Raw genomic sequence first — 21,237 nt, 5'->3', positions numbered from 1 at the left:
GGGAATAGCGTAAATCCTCGTAAGTTTAGAAAACAGTTTAAATACTGTCATATTCAGCAGAAACAGAGGTGACAGGTGACAGTGAAGAGGAAAAAAACAATTAAAATCCTCGGCATTGCTGAATCAAGGAATGATTCTTGTAGGGTGGGCATCTTGCCCGCCCAGCCTGAAACATGAGGGACAGGCAGGATGCCCATCCCACAAAAACAATAAAATCATTCTGCAAATACACAACGCCAAATCCTCTTCCATCCTGCTCCCTGCCTCCTGCCTCCTATCGCTTAATACCCAAACGAGGATAGAAACAGTGGAAAAAATCGCCATCATCGGATTATCATGCCTCTTTCCTGATGCAAACAATCCCGAACAATTTTGGCAGAATCTCACTGAACAGAAAGATTCGACATCATCAATTACTGTCGAACAAATGGGTTTAGATCCCACAATATTTTACGACCCAGTTAAAGGCAAGCCGGAAAAATTTTATTTTCTCAAAGGTGGATTTGTCCGCAATTTTAAATTTGATGCCAGTGAATACAATCTGCCATCGGAATTTGTGGAAAGCTTAGATAACACCTTCAAATGGTCACTATACGCTGCAAAACAAGCTATTCAAAATAGTGGCTATTGGGGAAATAAAGAAGTCCTGTCTAAATGTGGAGTAATATTAGGAACTCTTTCCCTACCCACCAAAGTTTCTAATCAATTAATTGCACCCATTTACCGCCAAACCATCGAACCAGCAGTAGCGGAACTTTTACAAAATCAAGATTTCCATCTAGCGGCTATCCCTACAACTACTAAAGCCGCCACACAAAACGCCATGATTTCCGGCTTACCGGCTGCATTAGTTGCTAAAGCTTTCTCCCTTTCCGGTACTCACTTCTGTATAGATGCAGCTTGTTCCTCTGCCTTCTATAGCATTAAGTTAGCATCTCATTACCTACAGTCCCACAAAGCTGATGTCATGCTAGCTGGAGCTATCAGTTGCTCAGATCCTCTCTTCATCCGGATGCTATTTTCCGGTATCCAAGGCTATCCAGAAAACGGCATTAGCGCACCTCTAGATAAAGCTTCACGAGGCTTAGTTACATCCGAAGGTATCGGGATGGTCATGCTGAAACGCTACAGCGATGCCGTCAGAGATGGAGATAAAATCCTAGCGACGGTTTGCGGTAATGGTCTTTCTAACGATGGTAAAGGTAAGCATTTACTAAGTCCCAATACTAAAGGGCAAGTTCTAGCCTTCGAGAGAGCCTATCAAGAAGCTGGACTTAACCCCAAAGCTATTGATTATATGGAGTGTCACGCTACCGGCACATTACTGGGAGACACCACCGAACTCACCTCTATAGAATCCTTCTTTGGACAACACCAAGCCAAACCTTTAGTTGGTTCAGCCAAAGCCAATGTCGGTCACTTGTTAGTAGCTGCCGGTATGGTGAGTTTGACGAAGACAATATATAGCCTCAACCACGGTGTAATTCCCCCCACCATCAACGTCAACGACCCCATCAAGTCAGAAAATAACGTGATTTCGTCTGACAACATCGTGCGAAATCCGACACCTTGGCCACAAAACAAGCCAACCAAACACGTAGCCTTAAGTGCCTTTGGTTTCGGTGGTACAAACTCCCATCTGATTCTAGAGAAATAAAAAGTTCGTAGTAAGCAATTTAGTGCTTAAGAAATAGGGGCTAGGTTATGTTTTCAAAGTCTTTTGATCCCCCCTAACCCCCCTTAAAAAGGGGGGAACTGGAATCAAAGTCCCCCTTTTTAAGGGGGATTTAGGGGGATCAGAACAGCTTAGACGGCAGAACGAGTATTTAAAAATCAACAAACCCTAGAGTTGCTTACTACTAACTTATTTATCCATAAATTCAACGCTCACAGACTAATAGTAAAGAGATGTTTGAACAAGAAAATAACAACACAGCTAAAATCGCTATTGTAGGCATGGATGCCTTCTTCGGTGAATGCAATGGCTTAGATGCTTTTGAACGCAGTATTTACGACGGTAAACAACACTTCATCCCCCTACCGCCGAAGAGATGGTACGGTATCGAAACACAACAAGAATTACTACAAAAGTACGGCTTAGTAGAAGGTAAAGCACCTGTAGGTGCATATATCAAAGAATTTGATATTGATACCCTCACTTATAAAATTCCACCCAACGAAGTCGAAAAACTCAACCCCCAACAACTGCTACTACTGACAGTGGCCGATCGCGCCCTTAAAGATGCAAAAATTCCAGAAGGGGGTAATGTAGCGGTCATTATCGCCACAGAAACGGAGTTATCTGTCCATCAACTCCAACAACGTTGGGATGCGTCTTGGCAAGTCAAAGATGGAATCAACGCGGCGGAAATTACTCTACCCCAAGACAAAATCGCTCAACTAGAAACCATCGTTAAAGATAGCGTTCACCATCAAGTCGAGATTGGTGAGTATTTAAGCTACATCGGTAACATTATGGCGAGTCGGATTTCCTCGTTGTGGAACTTTACCGGGCCTTCGTTCACACTCACGGCTGTAGAAACTTCCGCATTTAAGGCGTTGGAAGTGGCGCAAATGCTACTGATGACAGAAGAAGTAGACGCTGTAGTTGTCGGTGCAGTCGATATGGCTGGCGGTGTGGAGAACGTATTATTACACAGTCAATCAGCTAATATTAATACTGGTGTTAATACTCTCAGCTATGATCAAAAAGCCAACGGTTGGACACCGGGAGAAGGTGCGGGGGTTGTAGTTCTCAAACGTCATGACCAAGCATTAGAAAATGGCGATCGCATTTATGCTGTGATTGATGCTATTAGTATCGGTCAAACCCACTCAAACCTAGACGGCGCAAGCGTTAACCAAGCTTGTCAGCAAGCTCTACAAACGGCAGGTATTCAACCTGACCAAGTGAACTATGTCGAGGTTTACGGAAGTGGGATTCCCCAGGAAGACGAAGCGGAAATTGCTGGTTTAGTCCAAGCTTATCCACCTGTAGGTAATGGTTTACACTGTGCAATCGGTAGCGTCAAAGCCAATATCGGTCACACTTTCGTTGCTTCGGGTATCGCTAGCTTAATTAAAACGGCTCTGTGTCTGTATTACAGATACATTCCCGCCACTCCTAGCTGGTCTGGTGTGAAGAATCCCCAAGCCTTTGAAGGTAGTCCTTTCTATGTGGCGACGGAATCTAGACCTTGGTTTTTGAGCAAGAATGCTCCCCGACGTATCGCTGCGGTGAATGGGATAGGTTCTGATGGGACTTATGCTCATGTGATTTTGTCGGAAGAAGTCAAGCAACAAGAGCGTCCAAATAGGTATTTACAGCAAACACCTTATTATCTGTTTCCTGTGGCTGCTGATGACCGCGCTAGTTTAATGGCGGCTTTGGAGAGTCTGCAAAAGAGTATTACCAATAGTGATTCTCTATCTCAGAGTGCTAGTCAAGCCTTTAATACCTATCAGCAACAAACCGCAGCACAGTACGCTGTCTCGATTACCGGACGCAACAAAAAAGAACTTCTGCGCGAGATTGAATCAGCACGTAAAGGGATTAATGCTGCTTTTGAAAAGGGTACAGATTGGCAAACACCTGTAGGTAGTTATTTCACAGCTAACCCCTTGGGTAAAAAAGGCGAGGTGGCTTATGTGTATCCGGCGGCTGTGAATTCCTATGTGGGGATTGGTCGTAATCTGTTCCGACTCTTTCCCAAACTGCACGACAACCCCTTTGTGCAGAGTATTTACAAACGTGCGGCTGATGTGGAACGTCGGGTATTTCCGCGTAGTTTGAGCAAATTAACTACCAGACAACTAGAAAAGCTAGAGAAAGAATTGCTCGATGATTCCCTAGCCATGTTTGAAGCGGAAATGTTTTTCACCAGACTGATTACCACCGTGATTCGGGATGATTTCCAAATCAAACCCAAATACGTGTTTGGCTATAGCTTGGGTGAAACCAGCATGATGGTTGCTCAAGGGGTGTGGAGCAATTTTTATGAGGGTAGTAGTTCCTTCAACTCCTCAGCTTTATTTGGTGACAGATTATCTGGCCCGAAAAATGCTGTGCGTGAGTATTGGGGATTACCAAAATCTACCTCGGCTTCAGAGGATAATCTGTGGGGTAATTATGTGCTGATGGCGAGTCCTGTACAAGTGCGGGATGCAATCAGAAATGAACCGCGTGTTTATCTGACACAGATTAATACTCCCGAAGAAGTATTAATTGCAGGTGATCCGGCGGCTTGTCAAAGGGTGATTAAAACCATTGGCTGCAATGCTTTCTCTGCTCCCTTCGATCATGTGATTCATTGTCAAGCCATGCGATCGGAGTTTGATGAGTTAGTTAAATTAAATACTTTACCAACTCAGGAAATACCTGGAATTGTATTTTATTCGGCTGCCGAGTATCAGACTATCACATTAGAAAGTGGTGCGATCGCTCGTAGCATTGCGACAGGATTATCTCAAGAATTAGATTTTCCCAAATTAGTTAACCGTGTCTACGAAGACGGAACGAAAATCTTCATTGAAGCTGGTGCGGGTAGCGTCTGTTCTCGCTGGATAGATAAAACTCTGGAAGACAAAGAACACATCACCGTTTCCCTCAACCGTCGCGGGATGGATGATCATAGTTCCATTGTCAAAGCATTAGGTAAACTCGTTAGTCATCGGGTGAATTTAGACTTATCACCGCTTTACAGTCCCGTAGCAACTAGCAAGCAAAATAAAGCCATGCTGCGGACTGTGACAGTTGGTGGGGACTCAATTACTGACAAAATCTTGACAGAAGAAAACCGTCAACTCTTCCAAGATGTAGCTAAGAAAAAACAGCCAGAACAACCCCTATTTAGTGATTCCCTCACGATAAACTCTCTGAATTTAGCTCAGGCTGTAAATAAGATTGAAACTCCGGCTGTAGAAATTCCTAATCCTACAGTTGAGCCAGAAAAAGATTCCATGAAAACTATCATGGAATACGATTTGAAAATTGAAGAACCAGTAAAATTTTTTGAGTCTACTGTTTCTGACTCTGCAACGCCTGAAATAGTTCCTGAATTACCTGCAACTGACGAAGAATTTGCCATCATCATCAATATGTTGGAACTAAACAAAGTTCAGTATCAAAAACTGAACGCAAACAACGCACGCATAACTAAAAATCACACAGATTTCTTAAAAGCTAGACAAGATTTTAGTAAACAGTTGAGCGAAATCATTCAATTACAAATGGTCTGCGCCGCAGATTTATTGAGTGAAGAAGCTAAGTAATTAATGTTCGTAGTAAGGACTAAAGATTTTCCAAATTATCCATCTTGTGGGGTGGGCATCTTGCCCGCCCAGAAATACAATGAACGGGCAGGATGCCCATTCCACAAGAGAATTTAAGATATTTTTTGGAATTCTATAAAGTCCTTACTACAAACCAAAAATCAATTCATTGCATATCGTGCGAGGGAACGACTGTGACGACCGTGGATACATTTATAAATAAATATGATAATGGTCTGGGATTTTCCAGCCATATCTACAATCACAATCTCGTCTGGAAAGGTGCTTTAGATTGTGTAGCTTTTGAAGAAACAGATATCAAAAATAAATTACTGGCTTTAGATAAACCTTGTTACATTGTCAAACTTGCAGGGAAAGTTGGTGTAACTAATGATGGTTATTTAGCTCCAGCCGAACACGGTACAGCCGGACAATTAGAACTAATCACATCAATTCCACCCATCAAAAGCCAACAACTCGGCGACCCTAGTTTCCTCTCATTTTATGGTGTGAAATATGCCTACATGACTGGTGCAATGGCTAGCGGTATTGCTTCCGAAGAAATGGTGATTGCATTGGGTAGAGAGCATATTTTAAGTTCTTTTGGTGCGGGTGGTTTACTTCCTGAAAGAATAGAAGCAGCCATTCATAAAATTCAACAAGCGTTACCTCATCAACCCTACGCCTTTAATTTAATTCACAGTCCTAATGATATGGCAGTTGAACGCCAGGCTGTGGATTTATATTTAAAATATGGTGTGAGAATTGTTGAAGCTTCCGCATTTTTAGACTTAACTCCCAACATTGTTTATTACCGTGTTGCGGGATTAAGTTTAAATGATGCTAACCAAATTGAAATCAAAAATAAAGTCATTGCGAAAATTTCTCGCCGCGAAGTAGCGAGTAAATTTATGCAGCCAGCACCACCAAAAATGCTGCAAGAATTGCTGCAACAAGGTTTAATTACTGAGTTGCAAGCTAAACTAGCGGCGAAAGTTCCAATGGCTGATGATATTACTGTGGAAGCTGATTCTGGCGGACATACTGATAATCGTCCCTTGGTTTGTTTACTCCCTTCACTAATTGCTTTAAGGGATGAAATTCAAGCTCAATATCATTATCCTCAACCCATTAGAATTGGTGCAGCCGGTGGAATTGCTACCCCAGAATCAGCCTTAGCAGCTTTTATGATGGGTGCTGCTTATGTAGTTACTGGTTCAGTCAATCAAGCTTGTGTTGAATCTGGTGCTTGTGAGCATACCAAAAAACTATTAGCACAAGCGGAAATGGCTGATGTAACTATGGCTCCCGCCGGCGATATGTTTGAAATGGGTGTGAAGGTACAAGTGCTGAAACGGGGTACGATGTTCCCCATGCGCGCGCAAAAGTTGTACGAATTGTACCGCACTTATAACTCTATTGAAGAAATTCCTTTGGCAGAAAGGGAGAAGTTAGAAAAACAAGTTTTCCGTAAAACTATTGCTGAGGCTTGGGAAGGAACTGCTGCTTATTTATCACAAAAAAATCCTGAGAAATTAGGCAAAGCAGTTAACAATCCTAAACTCAAAATGGCTGTAATCTTTAGATGGTATTTAGGATTATCTTCTCGTTGGTCTACTACTGGTGAAAAAGGTAGAGAAGTAGATTATCAAATTTGGTGCGGCCCAGCAATGGGAAGTTTTAATGACTGGGTGCGTGGTTCTTATTTAGAGGAAGCACATAATCGCCATGTTGTTGATGTTGCTAATCACATTATGACAGGAGCAGCGTTTTTATATCGCATTCAAAGTTTGAAATTGCAAGGAATGCAAATCCCCGATTCCTATATTCAATATCGCCCAGTTCGTTCTTAAGAAATAGGGGTGTAGGGGTGTAGGGGTTTAAGGGCTAACTTTTTACGTTATGACGCTTAACCTAACCCCCTAGCCCCCTTCCCTACTAGGGAAGGGGGAAAAGCTAAAGCTTCTCTCCTTGTAGGGGAGCCAGTGCGTTGGGCGGCTTTGCCGACTTGTAGCAACTGGCGTGAGAGGTACTCTACGAGAAGAGCTTCGCTCTATGGAGAGGGGTTTTCCAGATGCCGTGAAAAGTTAAATGTAAGGGACGCGTAGAAAATTATTGGAGATTTCAAAATGACTGTCAAACAATCTTATAGTGCAGCCGAAATTCAAGCTTGGATGGTTTCTCACCTCGCTGAAGTTCTTGGTGTAGACGCTGATGAAATTGACCCCAGCGTAAATTTAGAAAGCTATGGTTTGGATTCTGCTCAAGCCATGACTATGGTGAGTCAATTAGAAAAATTATTAGGGTTTCAACCATCACCTTTATTATTGTGGCATTATCCCACAATTGAATCTTTATCTCAGCGTTTAGCTGAAGAATTGGAAGAAGGCGCAGAGGTACAAGATACAGGTGTTAGTCGTTCAACAAATACTGCTAGCCTCTCTGATACCCCTGTTTTGGATTTACAGGCTGAAGCTGTTCTTGATCCCACTATTCATCCTGGTGGTGCTATTCCTGTTGCTTTACCTATCACTCAACCTAAGAAGGTATTCTTAACTGGTGGTACTGGCTTTTTAGGTGCTTTTATTATTCGGGAATTGCTCAAACAAACCCAAGCAGAAATCTATTGTTTGGTGCGTGCGGCTAACTTGGAAGAAGGCAAAGTTAAGCTGCAAAAGAATTTAGAAGGTTACGCAATTTGGCAGGATGAATATGAATCTAGAATTATTCCTGTCGTTGGTGATTTATCGGAACCTTTGTTGGGTTTGAGTTCTACACAATTCCAAACTTTAGCAGCAGAAATTGACACTATTTACCATAGTGGTGCGTTGTTAAATTATGTCTTCCCTTATTCAGCACTGAAAGCAGCTAACGTTCTGGGAACTCAAGAAGTTTTGCGCTTGGCTTGTCAAGTGAAAGTTAAGCCTGTGCATTATGTTTCTAGTGTGGCGGTGTTTGAAGCTCCTTTCTATGCTGGTAAAGTTGTGAAGGAAGATGATGATTTTAGCCACTGGGAAGGTATTTATTTGGGTTACTCCCAAACTAAGTGGGTAGCAGAAAAGTTAGTGAAAATTGCGAGCGATCGCGGTTTACCTGTTACCATTCATAGACCCCCCCTCATCGCCGGTGACAGCGAAACTGGTATCGGTAACACCCACGACTTTATCAACCTGATGGTTAAGGGTTGTCTACAGATGGGATATTTCCCCGAAGTGGAATATATGCTCGATATGTCCCCTGTAGATTATGTTAGTAAAGCGATCGTACATCTATCTATGCAAAAAGATGCGATCGGTCAAGCTTTCCACTTACAACATCCCCAACCAGTAGGATTGGATGTTTTAGTTGATTGGGTACGCTCTTTCGGTTATGACATTAATATCATTCCCTACGAAGAATGGCAAGCGAAGTTAATTGAGAGTGCCACTTCTACAGATAATCCTTTATACACTTTGCGGCCTTTCCTCTTAGAGCGTTGGTCTGATGAGCAACTCACTATTCCCGATTTGTACCTAAAAGCTAGAAGACCTCATATTAGTTGTGAAGAAACTGTTAAGGCTTTGGCTGGTAGTGATGTTGCTTGCGCGCCAATTGATGGGAAGTTATTTATGACTTACACGGCGTATTTAATTCAGAGTGGTTTTTTGACTCTGGGTTAATAGGATTTAAACGCGGAGAAGCGCGGAGGTAAACGCGGAGGTACGCGGAGAGGTTAAGAAAAGTTTGATTTTATGCGTCCATGACCCAGTTTCGGTAAGAAGCTGGGTTTTTCTTATGAAAGTGGCTAAAAATCCCTCTTCCCCACTCCCTACTCCTCCGAACTTCTGAGCGGAGGAAACCTCCGCTCAGAGTTCTCTCTACTCTCCACTCCCTTTAAATAAGTTTGCTATTAACACTAGCTTCACAAAATAAATGCTATAAATGAAGTTGATGTAAAGTTGAACCTTACTGAACAAATCCTTGACTTCATGCCTGTTCTGCAACGGAAGGCGATTAACACTGTTATAAGTCAATTCTCCTATTTTTATCCCAAAAGAGTGCAGTCTACGAGTTTGAGTTTCTTAAGAAAGTCTGAAGTGTAGCTGTCTTTATCGCATTTAGTTGCGGATAGGTGGGTAGTTGTTCTGATGGTTTGAACTGTCTGTGTTGATGTCCGAATTAGGCTACACAGAGTTTACCAACTGTATGATGCGTGAATCCTGCCAATCAGAATACAGGTAATAGCAGGTTATAATGACAACTCTCACAGGTAAGACAGTGCTGTTGACCGGTGCCTCACGCGGTCTAGGTATACACATTGCTCGTGCGTTAGCAAAAGAGCAAGCAACTGTAGTATGTGTTTCGCGTTCCCGTTCAGGATTAGAGCAAACTTGTCATGCAGTCAATGCAGCAGGTGGTAGAGCGATCGCTATTCCTTTTGATATTACTAAAGTAGGGGAATTATCAGCTCTCACCCAGCAGGTTCAGTCAACTGTCGGCCCCGTTGATATTTTAATCAACAATGCTGGCATAGAAATCATTAGTGCGTTTGCCAATTACTCTCTCGCGGAAATTCATTCTGTCTTCAACACTAACCTCTTGGCTACTATGGAATTAACTCGTTTATTACTCCCCAACATGATGGAACGAGGTAGTGGCCGCATTGTTAACATTGCTTCACTGGCTGGTAAAAAGGGTATTGCTTTTAACAGCATTTACTCTGCTAGTAAAGCAAGTTTGATTATGTGGACTGATGCCGTCCGTCAAGAATTAGCTGGTAGTGGTGTCCATATTTCGGCAGTTTGTCCGGGATATGTCTCTCACACTGGTATGACTGTTGATCCTCGTGTACCTGCACCTAAATTAGCAGGTGTGACGACACCCAAAGGTATAGCTAACGCTGTTATGCGTGCCGTTAAAGGCAACCCAGCAGAAATTATTGTCAATCAAAATCCGATTACGGAAGGTTTGACAAAATTGATGCTGGCTATGGGACAAATTTCTCCAACTGCGGTTGATCAACTTTATCAGTGGTTAGGTATAGTGAATTTCAACCAAATTAGAGCAGGAAATAGAGCTAATCTCAAGTGTGCGGCCGTTGGCCGTGCTTAAAAGTTATAGTCAGCTGATTCGGGAATGCGGCTTAGATGGTTAATACTGCCAACACTTTAACTGCCAGCCACAACCCGCCACGGCAAGAGCAGCAACATAGTTATTATCAGGCACTAACTCTACTAGACTCCAAGCAGGTAATTTCAGTAACCTAGCTGTTTCTGTGGGTGTTAGTGCTATTTCAATTTGTTCTAACTGGGATATGCCATCACCAGTTGCTTTTAAATAAGCTTCTTTACAAGTCCAGTAGCGAAAGAAGGTTTTTTGTTTTTGCTCATCGGGGAGCGATCGCACTACATCATATTCACTTGGTAAAAAAAACCTTTTAGCCAGGGCTTCTATATCTGAAATTCCACGGAGATATTCCAAATCTATCCCAATCGGCCGAGTGTAATTCACAGCGCACAAAGCCAAATTGTCGGAATGCGACAAGTTAAACAACAAACCACTATGCTGTAAACCCTCAGCTAAAATTGGTTTTCCACGGGGTTCATAATCAAATTTAATTTTTTCTGGCGCAATTCCTAAATAGTTACCTAATATACTCCTGAGAATACCGCGACCCGCAATAAAACGCTGCCGATGCTCTGGGAAATAAAATCTATTAGCACGGGTGAGTTCATCATCAGATAGAGTTGCGGCTAAATCTTCTAGCTGTGATTCTGTTCTATTCAGGTGAATTTGCCAAACATGAACCTCATCTGGCACTAAGTTTAGATCTGTGGGTGCAGGTAGCCAAGTCATTGGGGATATGGGAGAGATGAGGGAGCAGAGGAGCAGAGGAGCAGGGGGGCAGAGGAGAAGAAATAAAAACTATTGCCTACTAACTATTGACCATTGACCAATAAACAATTAGGCATTTTGGCACACTCAGCTGCAAAAGTATAGGTATGCTATGAGAGTGGGATATTTTTCATGTGAAAAGTAATAATAACGTTTAATCTCTCAGTATTTAGCTGAGAGATTTTTATTCAATTCAGCATTTTAGCTGTATTACAGCATTAAGATGTGTTAACGCAACAAGAACACACACCCTAAGATAATTGATTGGATATTTTTTAATTAGTAATTTTTAAATAAACATAAATTTACCTAAATATATTCGTCAATAGATATCTATTCAATCAATAAAGTTCACTACCACGCGGTCTAAAAACTGTCGTTTCAGCTAAAACACTGAAATCTTCAGGTTAATCGTCGTACCTGCCTCTTTTTTTGACTAACTAAGCACAATATTAAAGCTAACAAAATCACAGCTTTAATAGTTGATGGTTCTACTACCTTCCTAACTTCTGGAGGTGTGACAGTCGGAACTTCACATTGAACTTCACTAGCTTGACCTGTATTTGTATTGCTACCACCACCTATATTCAAATCAGGACATACATAATCTGGTGTATCAATTCCACCTGTTGTACCCACTGTTGAAGTAGACCGAGCAGGTGGAGAATCATCTCCACCAATTAAGAACAATAAAGCTAGCAATAGACCAAAACCGGCAAGGGGGAAAACCCCTGGAAAAGCATCTGATGTAGATGCGAAGAATTCCTCGCCAGGAAGTTCTACTACTTCTACGATGCGCTCACTACCTGGTGGGTCTATTACTCTGTCAGTCAATACATCTGGAGGAATTATGTCTCCATTCTGAACTAAACTCTCCGGAAGCTGAACTTTTTCACGCCCAAACCAGCCATCATTAGTTTCTAGTGGAGAATAGGGACGGGAAAGTATAGTCAAAATACTTTGTTTTAGTTCTTCATTCCTTCCAGTTCGTATCGCATTGATGGCTCTGTTAATGTTATTTAAATAAAACCTCATCATTTCAGGCTCTAGCTTCAGCAAGGCCATCTGTTGGTTGAGGTCAGGAATTTTTGCAGCTTCTTCCACCAGCACCCGTCCGAAGGAATATTTCAAGTTCACAAACCCTCTGTAGGGATCTTCTCCTTTTAACGGTGACCAATAGAACTTGCTGGTGACATCTCCTAGACCTGGTACGCGATTACGACTCAGAGGCTGTCCCAGAGTGTATGTCACTGAATCTAGAGTGTTGTTAGACCCGTCTCTCCAGACGGATATATATGGTATTGGTTGTTGGGTCTGATTGAGATTGTTACCATAAAAAGGCGTAAACCTATTGAAGTTAGCTTCCCCACCAGCAGCTTTCATCAACATCTGTTGATACGTAGGTCCGCCATTAGACTGAATAATTTGCTCAATTACTCCACCAGTTTTATTACAGGTCAGACCAAATCCTGTAACACATCCAGGTATCAGTCGCATCTGGCGTAAACCTGCTTTGTTATTTTGTAGCTGATACTGCAATAACTGTCGTTCTTGTCCTGGTGGGATATTCACAGGCGCACCAACATTCAGCCCAGGCTTACCTGCATTAGCTGTCTGGCAAACCATTAATGCTGTTGCCAAAGACGAAAAGATAATTGTGATATTTTTGATAGTTGATTTGAACAAGACCCTTCTCCGGCAGATGACACAGAATAATTAACACCCCTAATGAAAATCAGGCATGATGACTTATTGATTGGGCTTTAAAGCCTCTGAACGAGCATTTGATAATCCATCGTCAGGTGTGCGTGAACTAAGATTTTTAGGTGCTTGGATATTGATGGTAATTGCCGTTCCTTTAAGTTCTCCTGTGGTCAATGGATGGTACATAATTAATGCGCCGTTTGGTTGGTCAAAGAGAAAACCACGACGAGATGGTTTAATTTTTCCTTCCTCTACCAACGTAATGAAGGCTTCTAAATATCTGCGTATACTTTGGCGCGTTTCTGGAGTGGTGTTGGTGTGACGCTCAATCAGAGTCATGAAAAAGTCCAGACTGCGATCATCTTGTCCTGTAATTAAGCTACCGTTGTCCAGGAAAGAACTACCAATCAGCTTGCCATTCTGCTCTTGAACTTTAAACAGGGTATAGTAACGTCCCTCTTTTTTGGAATCATTCACATAACATACCCAAGCTTGATCCTGGGTTTTGGTGAAACCTTCTTGACCTAGGTAAGACAAAACAGAATTGCTTTGGCTGGGTATGGGAGGTAATAAATTCTCAACGGGATCGAAAGAGCAAAGTTTTTGGATATTTGTTGGTTGTGCTGTACTGGGCGCTTCTTGAGCATAAACACGCATCTGCTGGTTAGCAACGATGGCCATACAAGAGGTAGCAGCAAAAGCAAATAAGTGGGAAGTAAATAATCTAGGTATCATTTTTTATCCTTGTGTATGTTGTCAATAATGTTTTTTAACAAAGTTAAAGATTGAGATATGAGACTGAAAGCTGCATGATGTTCATTTGTTTTCCTCGCATTGAGCAATCAATTAATTTATGTAGATAAATTCTTAAGGAAATATAAATTTTGACCGTAAGTGGTGGATGATTTTCATTTTTTACGCAGTGTCAATTTGAGCTTTTGGTATATTTCACAACAAAAAATTGGACTGATTGTGAAAATTTTTGTATTAAATAATACTCTAATTTAGCGAATTAACATCCTCTGTCAGTCAATGTTGCATGACTGTTAGAAGTGGATGGTATGGTGTATCTGTATTATGTTTGTTTTATATACTTGTAATACTTGTAACTCCTATAACATTAGTCCAGAAATTCTTAAACCCACTGTGTTATCTATACTTTAGCTACGACATTGAATGTAAAGTTTTGTCCATAAGACCCAAAGAGATGTAATGTTTAATACTTGTATTTTTGATACATTTTGATATTTATAACAAGTTTTTATAGCTTGAAGGAAGTATGTAATATTATTTAAAACGTTATACTTGTTACATAAAGTTACAAATAACCTTGTTTTTAATCATACATCTATTTAGTAATGCTGATAATCTCTATTATTTTTTAATGAAATATCCAGCAATTTTGCTCATTTTCCTCCAAAATGGGATTGTTTCATATTTTTTGAGATTATTTCGCTAAATTATTCTTTTACTCTTGGTTGCCATATGAGTTATAAAAAAATATTTATCTCAATGTGCAGTAATTCTACCATCAGATAGTAGAGAGACAAGAGTAGCATAGACAACTTTAAAAACTGCACATTGTAATTTTTTTATCCCTTCAAAATTACAATGTGAGTTAGCCTAAATGTTGAACTAAAGTCACATATAAGTATATACCTATACAAAAATGTAATTATATAAGCAAATAACAAATTTTCAGTATAGATATTGTAATGCTATCCTTTCAGCATCTCTCAAGCCGGGAAATTCGTATGTAGGGGTATTCAGTACAATTTCGCAGAAGGGGCGCTCAGGTACTTCTATTGAAGAAGGCAGGAGGCAGGAGGCAGAGGGCAGAAGGTTTTGTTTAGAAGGGGATTCCGACCCCTCCTAAACAAGAGCCACCAAATTGAAAATTTGGTGGGGGTCTTAAACCCTTGCTCCCTACCCTGCGGGAACCCCTTCGGGGAATGGTCGCGGCAGAGGACAGAGGCCAGTATTCCTTCTGCCTCCTGCCCTCTGCCCTCTGCCTTTCTTGATAAAAAAATGGCTAATTTATTCTCTGGCAGTCCCCGATACACCTCCATGTTGAGATTGATACAAAAAATAGACAGTACAGGAGTAGGGGGCATTTCAGAACCAAAAATAGCGAATATGAGCAATATTGAATAGAACAACCCCGATTTCTTGAGAAAAACCGGGGTTTTGAGGTTGATATTCAGGTTGCTAGTTTCTACAACCAGATGTACAAGCCATTTAGATGGAATAGTATAACGGGAAGGATTTGGCATCCTTGGGTTTTACATATACTTTTTGCTGTGCTTCCAGTTGTAACTCATTGAAGCGATCGCGCGTTAAATGAGCAGTCACAACTTGCCCATCATCTAAGGTTAACTCTACCTGAATCTCCCAACCCAAGTGTATCAATCGGCTGACTGTCGCAGGTGCAGTAGTACCATTGGCTTGATTTTCAATAATCACATCCTGGGGTCGTAAAAACACCTCTGGGTGTGGTGAATCAAATCCAGAACTTTGGAAAATCTTAGAAGTGCTAGGTAAGACATTCACCGGGCCGATGAAACTCATAACAAAAGCAGTCGCCGGATTATCATAAATTTCTGCTGGTGTTCCCACTTGCTCCACCTGTCCTTGATTCATCACCACGACTTCATCAGAGACTTCCATTGCTTCTTCTTGATCGTGGGTAACAAAAACGGTAGTCACATGAACTTCATCATGAAGACGACGCAACCAAGCACGTAAATCTTTGCGGACTTTGGCATCCAGCGCCCCAAAGGGTTCATCTAGTAGTAATACACTGGGTTCTACTGCTAAGGCTCTGGCTAAAGCTACACGCTGTCTTTGTCCACCAGACAGTTGTGAGGGATAGCGATCGCCTAATCCACTCAATTGCACCAATTCTAATAATTGTTCTACTCGACCTTTAACTTTTTTAGCTGGTGTCTTGCGAATTTCTAAACCAAAAGCAATATTTTGCCGTACCGTGAGATGCTTAAACAGGGCATAGTGTTGAAACACAAACCCAATGTTTCGTTCTTGTACACTTTGATTTGTTGCATCCTTACCCGTCAGTAAGATTTTGCCACTATCTGGCATTTCCAAACCAGCAATTAAACGCAATAAGGTAGACTTACCAGATCCCGATGGACCCAATAAAGCCACTAATGAACCACTGGCGATTTCTAAGCTGACCTGATCAACAGCTTTAAAACTTCCGAACTGCTTGGATACATTTTCAACTACTATGCCCACAGATGCTTTACCTCTGCAAACTCTAAATCCGGCACGTTGCTAGGATTACCGTATTTTATTTATACCATACCTAGCTGTGCTTGGATTAAATAAATATTAAAAATCAATAGTTAATAGTCAATGCTCATTAGTTCCTCTCCCCTCTCCCCTGTCACCTGTCACCTGTCACCTCTCCCCTCTCCCCTCTCCCCTGTCACCTATCACCTATCACCAATTAGTTTTTGTATCAAAATATTAAGGAATGTTGCATTTCTGTCAAAACCAGAAGCAAGAGCGCGAAATCAGCCAAAAGACCGTGGTACGATGCTTTCGGTAAACGGTAAATGTGAAGATTGGGAGAAGACCTTGTGACACTACGGGTTGCTGTTGTTGGGTCAGGCCCAGCTGGTTCCTCTGCTGCTGAAACACTGGCAAAGGCTGGGATTGAAACCTACCTATTCGAGCGGAAGCTAGATAACGCCAAGCCCTGCGGGGGTGCTATACCCCTGTGTATGGTTAGTGAGTTTGACTTACCACCAGAGATTATCGATCGCCAGGTGCGGAAGATGAAAATGATTTCACCTTCCAATCGTGAGGTTGATATCAATCTAATAAAACAAGAAGAATATATAGGAATGTGCCGCCGCGAAGTGCTAGATGGCTTCTTGCGGAATCGGGCGGCTAAACTCGGCGCAAATTTAATTAATGCCACCGTTCATAAAGTAGATATACCATCAAATAACACCGATCCATATACTATTCACTATGTTGATCATAGTGAAGGCGGTTTACAAGGCGTTACCAAGACCCTCAAAGTAGATTTAATTATTGGGGCAGATGGCGCTAACTCCCGCATTGCCAAGGAAATGGATGCTGGGGATTATAACTATGCGATCGCTTTCCAAGAGCGGATTCGCCTACCCCAAGATAAAATGGGCTACTACAACGACCTAGCCGAAATGTATGTCGGTAATGATGTTTCTACAGACTTTTACGCCTGGGTTTTCCCCAAATATGACCACGTAGCTGTCGGTACTGGCACAATGCACGTCAATAAAGCCAGTATCAAACAGTTACAGGCAGGCATCCGCGCCCGTGCTGCCAAAAAACTAGAAGGCGGTAAAATCATCAAAGTAGAAGCTCACCCCATTCCTGAACATCCCCGCCCACGTCGTGTGGTTGGTCGGATCGCCTTAGTAGGAGATGCAGCTGGCTACGTTACCAAGTCTTCTGGTGAGGGTATTTACTTTGCTGCTAAATCTGGACGGATGTGTGCAGAAACCATTGTGGAAGTTTCCCAAAATGGTAGTCGCATTCCTACAGAAAACGAAATTAAGCTCTATCTCAAGCGTTGGGATAAAAAATATGGACTCACTTACAAAGTCCTAGACATTCTCCAAACAGTCTTCTATCGTTCCGATGCAACCCGTGAGGCATTTGTAGAGATGTGCGCTGACTTGGATGTGCAGAAGCTCACCTTTGATAGCTATTTGTACAAAACAGTCGTCCCAGCTAACCCCATTACCCAATTAAAAATTACTGCCAAGACAATTGGCAGCTTGATTCGTGGTAATGCTTTAGCACCTTAATCTTAACGAAACTAGGTGCAGAGTGCTGAGTAAGGGAATATTCACTCAAAACTCAGCACTAAAAAATTTTAACTGTCAAATGGCACTCCCTAGATTATGCCAGCAGGGAGTGCCATTTAATTTTAGTAAGGTTTAGCGTTAATTCGTAGCGATGTATGTGTCATGCTGCGGGCAAAGCTTCCCTGTAGGGTACTTAGCGAAGCGACATTGAGACACGCATAGCGCGATTTCTTGAAGAGTAGAATCTCCCGTGATCTTACCCTACCTTGCAAACTATGTCTTCCTCAGTGTGACACATGACCTTACCAACTCATGAAATCCAGTTCTCAGTTTAGGGAATGTCGCCAGATGTCATTCAACTACTGAGGTGGCAGCACCTTCACCAGATGGTGGAACGCTGGGTAACTCTAAGCAGTATCCCGCACCGTAGACAGTCTTGATATAGCGGGGATGGCGGGGATCTGGTTCTAGTTTGGTTCTTAGATGCCGGATATGGACTCGAATTGTTTCGATATCATCATCTGGATCATAGCCCCAAACTTCCCTCAAGATTTCGCTGGGGGAAACGGTTTGTCCATGACGTTGCAGCAGACAATGGAGGAGTTCAAATTCCAAGTGGGTGAGTTTCACCGTTTGATGGAACCATATAGCCTCAAATCGCTCTGGAACTAGAGTTAAAGGCCCATAGTTCAAAATCTCACTGTGCTTTGCGGCTTGGGGAATGCGATCAGTGCGTCGCAATAATGCCCGCACGCGTGCCAACATTTCTTCCACCTCAAAGGGTTTGGTCAGATAGTCGTCTGCGCCAGCATTAAAGCCTTCTACCTTATCCTGAGTTTGACTGAGGGCAGTCAGCATCAAAACAGGTATCTCGGCCGTGCGTTCATCGCGGCGCAAACGCTGGCAAACTGTAAATCCATCGACTCTGGGCAACATCAGATCAAGCATGATTAAGTCTGGTTGTAGCTGGAGAGCTAGGGCTTGACCTTTAATTCCATCTTCGGCTTGACTGACATCGTAGCCAGCCATTTCTAGGTTGACAGCAACGAGTTCTGAAATCGCTGGGTCATCGTCTATGACAAGAATCCTCGGCATTCTTAAAAAATTATTACTACTTATTAAGGATAAATAAGAACCTTTGGTAGATACAAAGATTTCTGTCTTGATTATAAAAAAGATTTTAAATCTTACATAAACCTTAAAACTATTAGAATTACCAAATCAGGACTAACTTAACCGAAATTTTCCAGATGATGTGTCACGCTCCCTACAAACCAGCTTGGTTTTTACGAAATGGTGCGATCGCTACAGTTTCCACCGCGTTATGGGGAAAACGTTATTGGCAAAACACAATTTCTCATCCAGAGCCACCTTATCAAAAAACCGTGTTGCTGGGTGGGCAAGACGTACCGATTCATACTTGGATTGCTATCCCGAAAAATGCTCAAAGCACGATTGTCGGTACCTATGGGATTACAGGCGAATTAGAGAATGAATGGTTGATGCGATTATTGGGAGCTAAAGCATATGCCCAAGGATTTGCGGTGGTATTGTTTGATTGGCGGGGTCATGGTAAAACAGCAGAATTATCTCCTACTTTGACATCTGATGGTTTGTTTGAGGGGGAAGATTTTGTTCGGATTGCGGCAGCGGCCGCAGCAATGGGATGTCCTAAGCCATTCTGGTTTACAGGGTATTCCCTAGGAGGACAATTGGCACTGTGGGGACTGAAAAAGGCGGCTGATTTGACCAAGGAGCAGGAATATTTTGGTCTGACATACATCGATATTGCTGGGGGTACAGTGTTGTGTCCTAACTTAGATTCGGTGCGATCGCTCAGTTATCTAGTTAGTTATCCTGTTGGTAGATACTTTGAAGCAGCGATCACCAAAAATTTGAAAAGCCTAGCTTGGCGAATCCACGATCATCACCCCGGTAGCCTCGATCCTGAAGCCATTAAACGAGCAAACAGCATCTGGGGTTTTGATCAGGAACTGGTTATTCCCCAACTTGGTTTTTCCTCGGTAGAAGAATACTATAAAGCCAGCAGTGCTTTACAACTGTTACCAGAGATATCAAAACCCACATTAATTATCTACGCTGCTGATGACCCATTTTTTGATCCGGCAATCATACCTGATTTACAAGCCGCTTGTGCTGACAATCCTCTGCTTGATTTGATTCTGACTCGTTATGGTGGTCACATGGGCTATATGAGTAGTAAACAGGGTCAGCAGCAAGCACAAGATCCTGATCCGTGGTGGGCTTGGAATCGGGTTTTACAGTGGCTGTGTAAGTAGGTCGGCGTAAATAATTATTGTTGGAATAAGGCAGGGGGCAGGGGGCAGGGAGCAGGGGGAGAAAGAGTTTGAGCCTTATTTACTTTTCTTCACATAGTTTGGTTTTATTGCACCGACTTACTTAGACACAATTGAAGTTGTGGATGATAAACAAAGCCTGCTTTTGCAGGCTTTGTTTATAGAATAGTCTGTATAAAGTTCTAATCAGGCTAGCTTCGACTATTCAGGTTTACTGTCTAGGCAGATGCTGGCTTTTTCTTTAAGAATCCGCCCAAAGCAGCAACACCCAAGAAACCTAAAATCACTCCAGGCTCAGGAACTTTAGTTGCTGTCAACCGGCCACCAAAATCATAGCCACAATTTCCATTTGCGATGCACACTTCTGTAGAAAGTCCATCATTCAAGTAAATTGTGGTTACATCCAAGCCTTGGGTAGGATCTGCGAAAGTATAGAAAAAGGGACCTGTTAAACTTGTATTGAAGTCATCCCCTAGGTCAAATCCAGTCGGTGTATCAAAATTACCTGTTTGCAGAACAGTATTTGTAGCTGGATTGAAGTTGAAATTGAAGCTAGAACTTGGATTAGGAAAACTATAATCGAAAGTTCTTAACAAGTTTCCTGTTGGGTTGAAGAAGGAAATTGAGAATTTATCTAGATTATCTTTTGTTACGACACTTCCTAGCAAACTATCGTCAAAACTGAATTTCCCTTGAGCAGAATAACCGTTATTTCCTGTCCAGTTAAGCTCAAAGGAAGCTGCATTAGCACTAGAAACATTGATTAAAGTAGCCATTGAAGTAACAGCAAAAACGGCTACTTTAGCTGTGAATTGGTTACAAATGTTTTTCATTTTCTTGATAATAGCAGTAAATTCTGATGGTGTTTTCATGATCAACTTTTTGTGCATGATTGACAACAAAAAGCTGATTGTTCATGCAAAAGGCTAACTAGAGAAATTGAATTAATCTACCTAACTAGACACACAGAAATCAGCAAAGCCTATATTTACAGGCTATTTTCATGGTAAACAGATACTGATTTCTGTAATTTTGTAATAGCAATTGGTCTTGTTTGAACTAATCAATCTCTAAATTACCTTTGCGGGAATTCTACCATTAGATTTAATCGACTCACATAGTTGATTTTAAATTTTTCTAAAAAACATACATAAAATTCCTAATAACTTTATAGCAAGTTTTATGTTTATTTAAACTTTTCTTTACCTATTTTTAATATCACTCATAAAGTGATAAAGAGGATTTTA

The 21,237-nt window shown here is 41.8% G+C and carries 13 protein-coding genes; 7 read left to right on the top strand and 6 right to left on the bottom strand.

Annotated elements, in window-relative coordinates:
• The first annotated feature begins 307 nt into the window (after nt 1-307).
• The 5 genes from NOS7524_RS26200 (at nt 308) to NOS7524_RS26180 (ending at nt 10,362) form a co-directional block, all read left to right on the top strand.
• Entirely contained in the window at nt 308-1,657 is a 1,350-nt protein-coding gene (locus NOS7524_RS26200) for a beta-ketoacyl [acyl carrier protein] synthase domain-containing protein (protein WP_041555455.1), read from the top strand.
• Nucleotides 1,658-1,908: 251 nt separating this feature from the next.
• Entirely contained in the window at nt 1,909-5,271 is a 3,363-nt protein-coding gene (locus NOS7524_RS26195) for a PfaB family protein (protein WP_015141499.1), read from the top strand.
• A 194-nt stretch (nt 5,272-5,465) separates the two neighbouring features.
• Nucleotides 5,466-7,124, top strand: coding sequence for a PfaD family polyunsaturated fatty acid/polyketide biosynthesis protein (locus NOS7524_RS26190; protein ID WP_015141498.1), 1,659 nt, complete (start codon nt 5,466-5,468; stop codon nt 7,122-7,124).
• A 276-nt stretch (nt 7,125-7,400) separates the two neighbouring features.
• A complete protein-coding gene (locus NOS7524_RS26185; RefSeq protein WP_015141497.1) occupies nt 7,401-8,930 on the top strand; it encodes a thioester reductase domain-containing protein in 1,530 nt (509 codons plus the stop codon).
• Between the two features lie 574 nt (nt 8,931-9,504).
• Complete coding sequence (locus tag NOS7524_RS26180; RefSeq protein ID WP_015141496.1) at nt 9,505-10,362, top strand: SDR family NAD(P)-dependent oxidoreductase; 858 nt, start codon at nt 9,505-9,507, stop codon at nt 10,360-10,362.
• A 39-nt stretch (nt 10,363-10,401) separates the two neighbouring features.
• On the opposite strand, the gene hetI is transcribed toward NOS7524_RS26180, so the two are convergent.
• From hetI to NOS7524_RS26155, 4 genes are all read right to left on the bottom strand, one after another.
• The gene (hetI, locus tag NOS7524_RS26175) at nt 10,402-11,106 is read right to left on the bottom strand and encodes a 4'-phosphopantetheinyl transferase HetI (RefSeq protein WP_015141495.1); all 705 of its coding nucleotides are present in this window, start codon (nt 11,104-11,106) and stop codon (nt 10,402-10,404) included.
• A 441-nt stretch (nt 11,107-11,547) separates the two neighbouring features.
• Nucleotides 11,548-12,831 (bottom strand): hypothetical protein, encoded by a 1,284-nt coding sequence (locus NOS7524_RS26170; RefSeq protein WP_144050910.1) that lies wholly within the window; start codon nt 12,829-12,831, stop codon nt 11,548-11,550.
• Between the two features lie 63 nt (nt 12,832-12,894).
• Entirely contained in the window at nt 12,895-13,584 is a 690-nt protein-coding gene (locus NOS7524_RS26165) for a hypothetical protein (RefSeq protein WP_015141493.1), read from the bottom strand.
• A gap of 1,503 nt (nt 13,585-15,087) precedes the next feature.
• Nucleotides 15,088-16,104, bottom strand: coding sequence for a sulfate/molybdate ABC transporter ATP-binding protein (locus tag NOS7524_RS26155; RefSeq protein ID WP_015141491.1), 1,017 nt, complete (start codon nt 16,102-16,104; stop codon nt 15,088-15,090).
• Nucleotides 16,105-16,451: 347 nt separating this feature from the next.
• Here NOS7524_RS26155 and chlP point away from each other — a divergent pair, with 347 nt between their 5' ends.
• Nucleotides 16,452-17,672, top strand: coding sequence for a geranylgeranyl reductase (gene chlP, locus NOS7524_RS26150; protein ID WP_015141490.1), 1,221 nt, complete (start codon nt 16,452-16,454; stop codon nt 17,670-17,672).
• A gap of 351 nt (nt 17,673-18,023) precedes the next feature.
• Here chlP and NOS7524_RS26145 read toward each other — a convergent pair whose 3' ends face one another.
• Complete coding sequence (locus NOS7524_RS26145) at nt 18,024-18,767, bottom strand: response regulator transcription factor (RefSeq protein ID WP_015141489.1); 744 nt, start codon at nt 18,765-18,767, stop codon at nt 18,024-18,026.
• Between the two features lie 155 nt (nt 18,768-18,922).
• Between NOS7524_RS26145 and NOS7524_RS26140 the strand changes: the two genes are divergently transcribed.
• Nucleotides 18,923-19,972: a YheT family hydrolase gene (locus tag NOS7524_RS26140; protein WP_015141488.1), complete on the top strand. Its 1,050-nt coding sequence runs from the start codon at nt 18,923-18,925 to the stop codon at nt 19,970-19,972.
• Between the two features lie 236 nt (nt 19,973-20,208).
• On the opposite strand, the gene NOS7524_RS26135 is transcribed toward NOS7524_RS26140, so the two are convergent.
• Nucleotides 20,209-20,862 carry a PEP-CTERM sorting domain-containing protein gene (locus NOS7524_RS26135; RefSeq protein WP_235622380.1) on the bottom strand — a complete coding sequence of 218 codons (654 nt, stop codon included), beginning with the start codon at nt 20,860-20,862 and terminating at the stop codon, nt 20,209-20,211.
• Between the last annotated feature and the right edge of the window lie 375 nt (nt 20,863-21,237).

The organism is Nostoc sp. PCC 7524 (assembly GCF_000316645.1).
Classification (GTDB): domain Bacteria; phylum Cyanobacteriota; class Cyanobacteriia; order Cyanobacteriales; family Nostocaceae; genus Trichormus.
The sequence above is the reverse complement of the archived record's forward strand: the minus strand, read 5'-3'. Positions and strand labels throughout refer to the sequence as shown.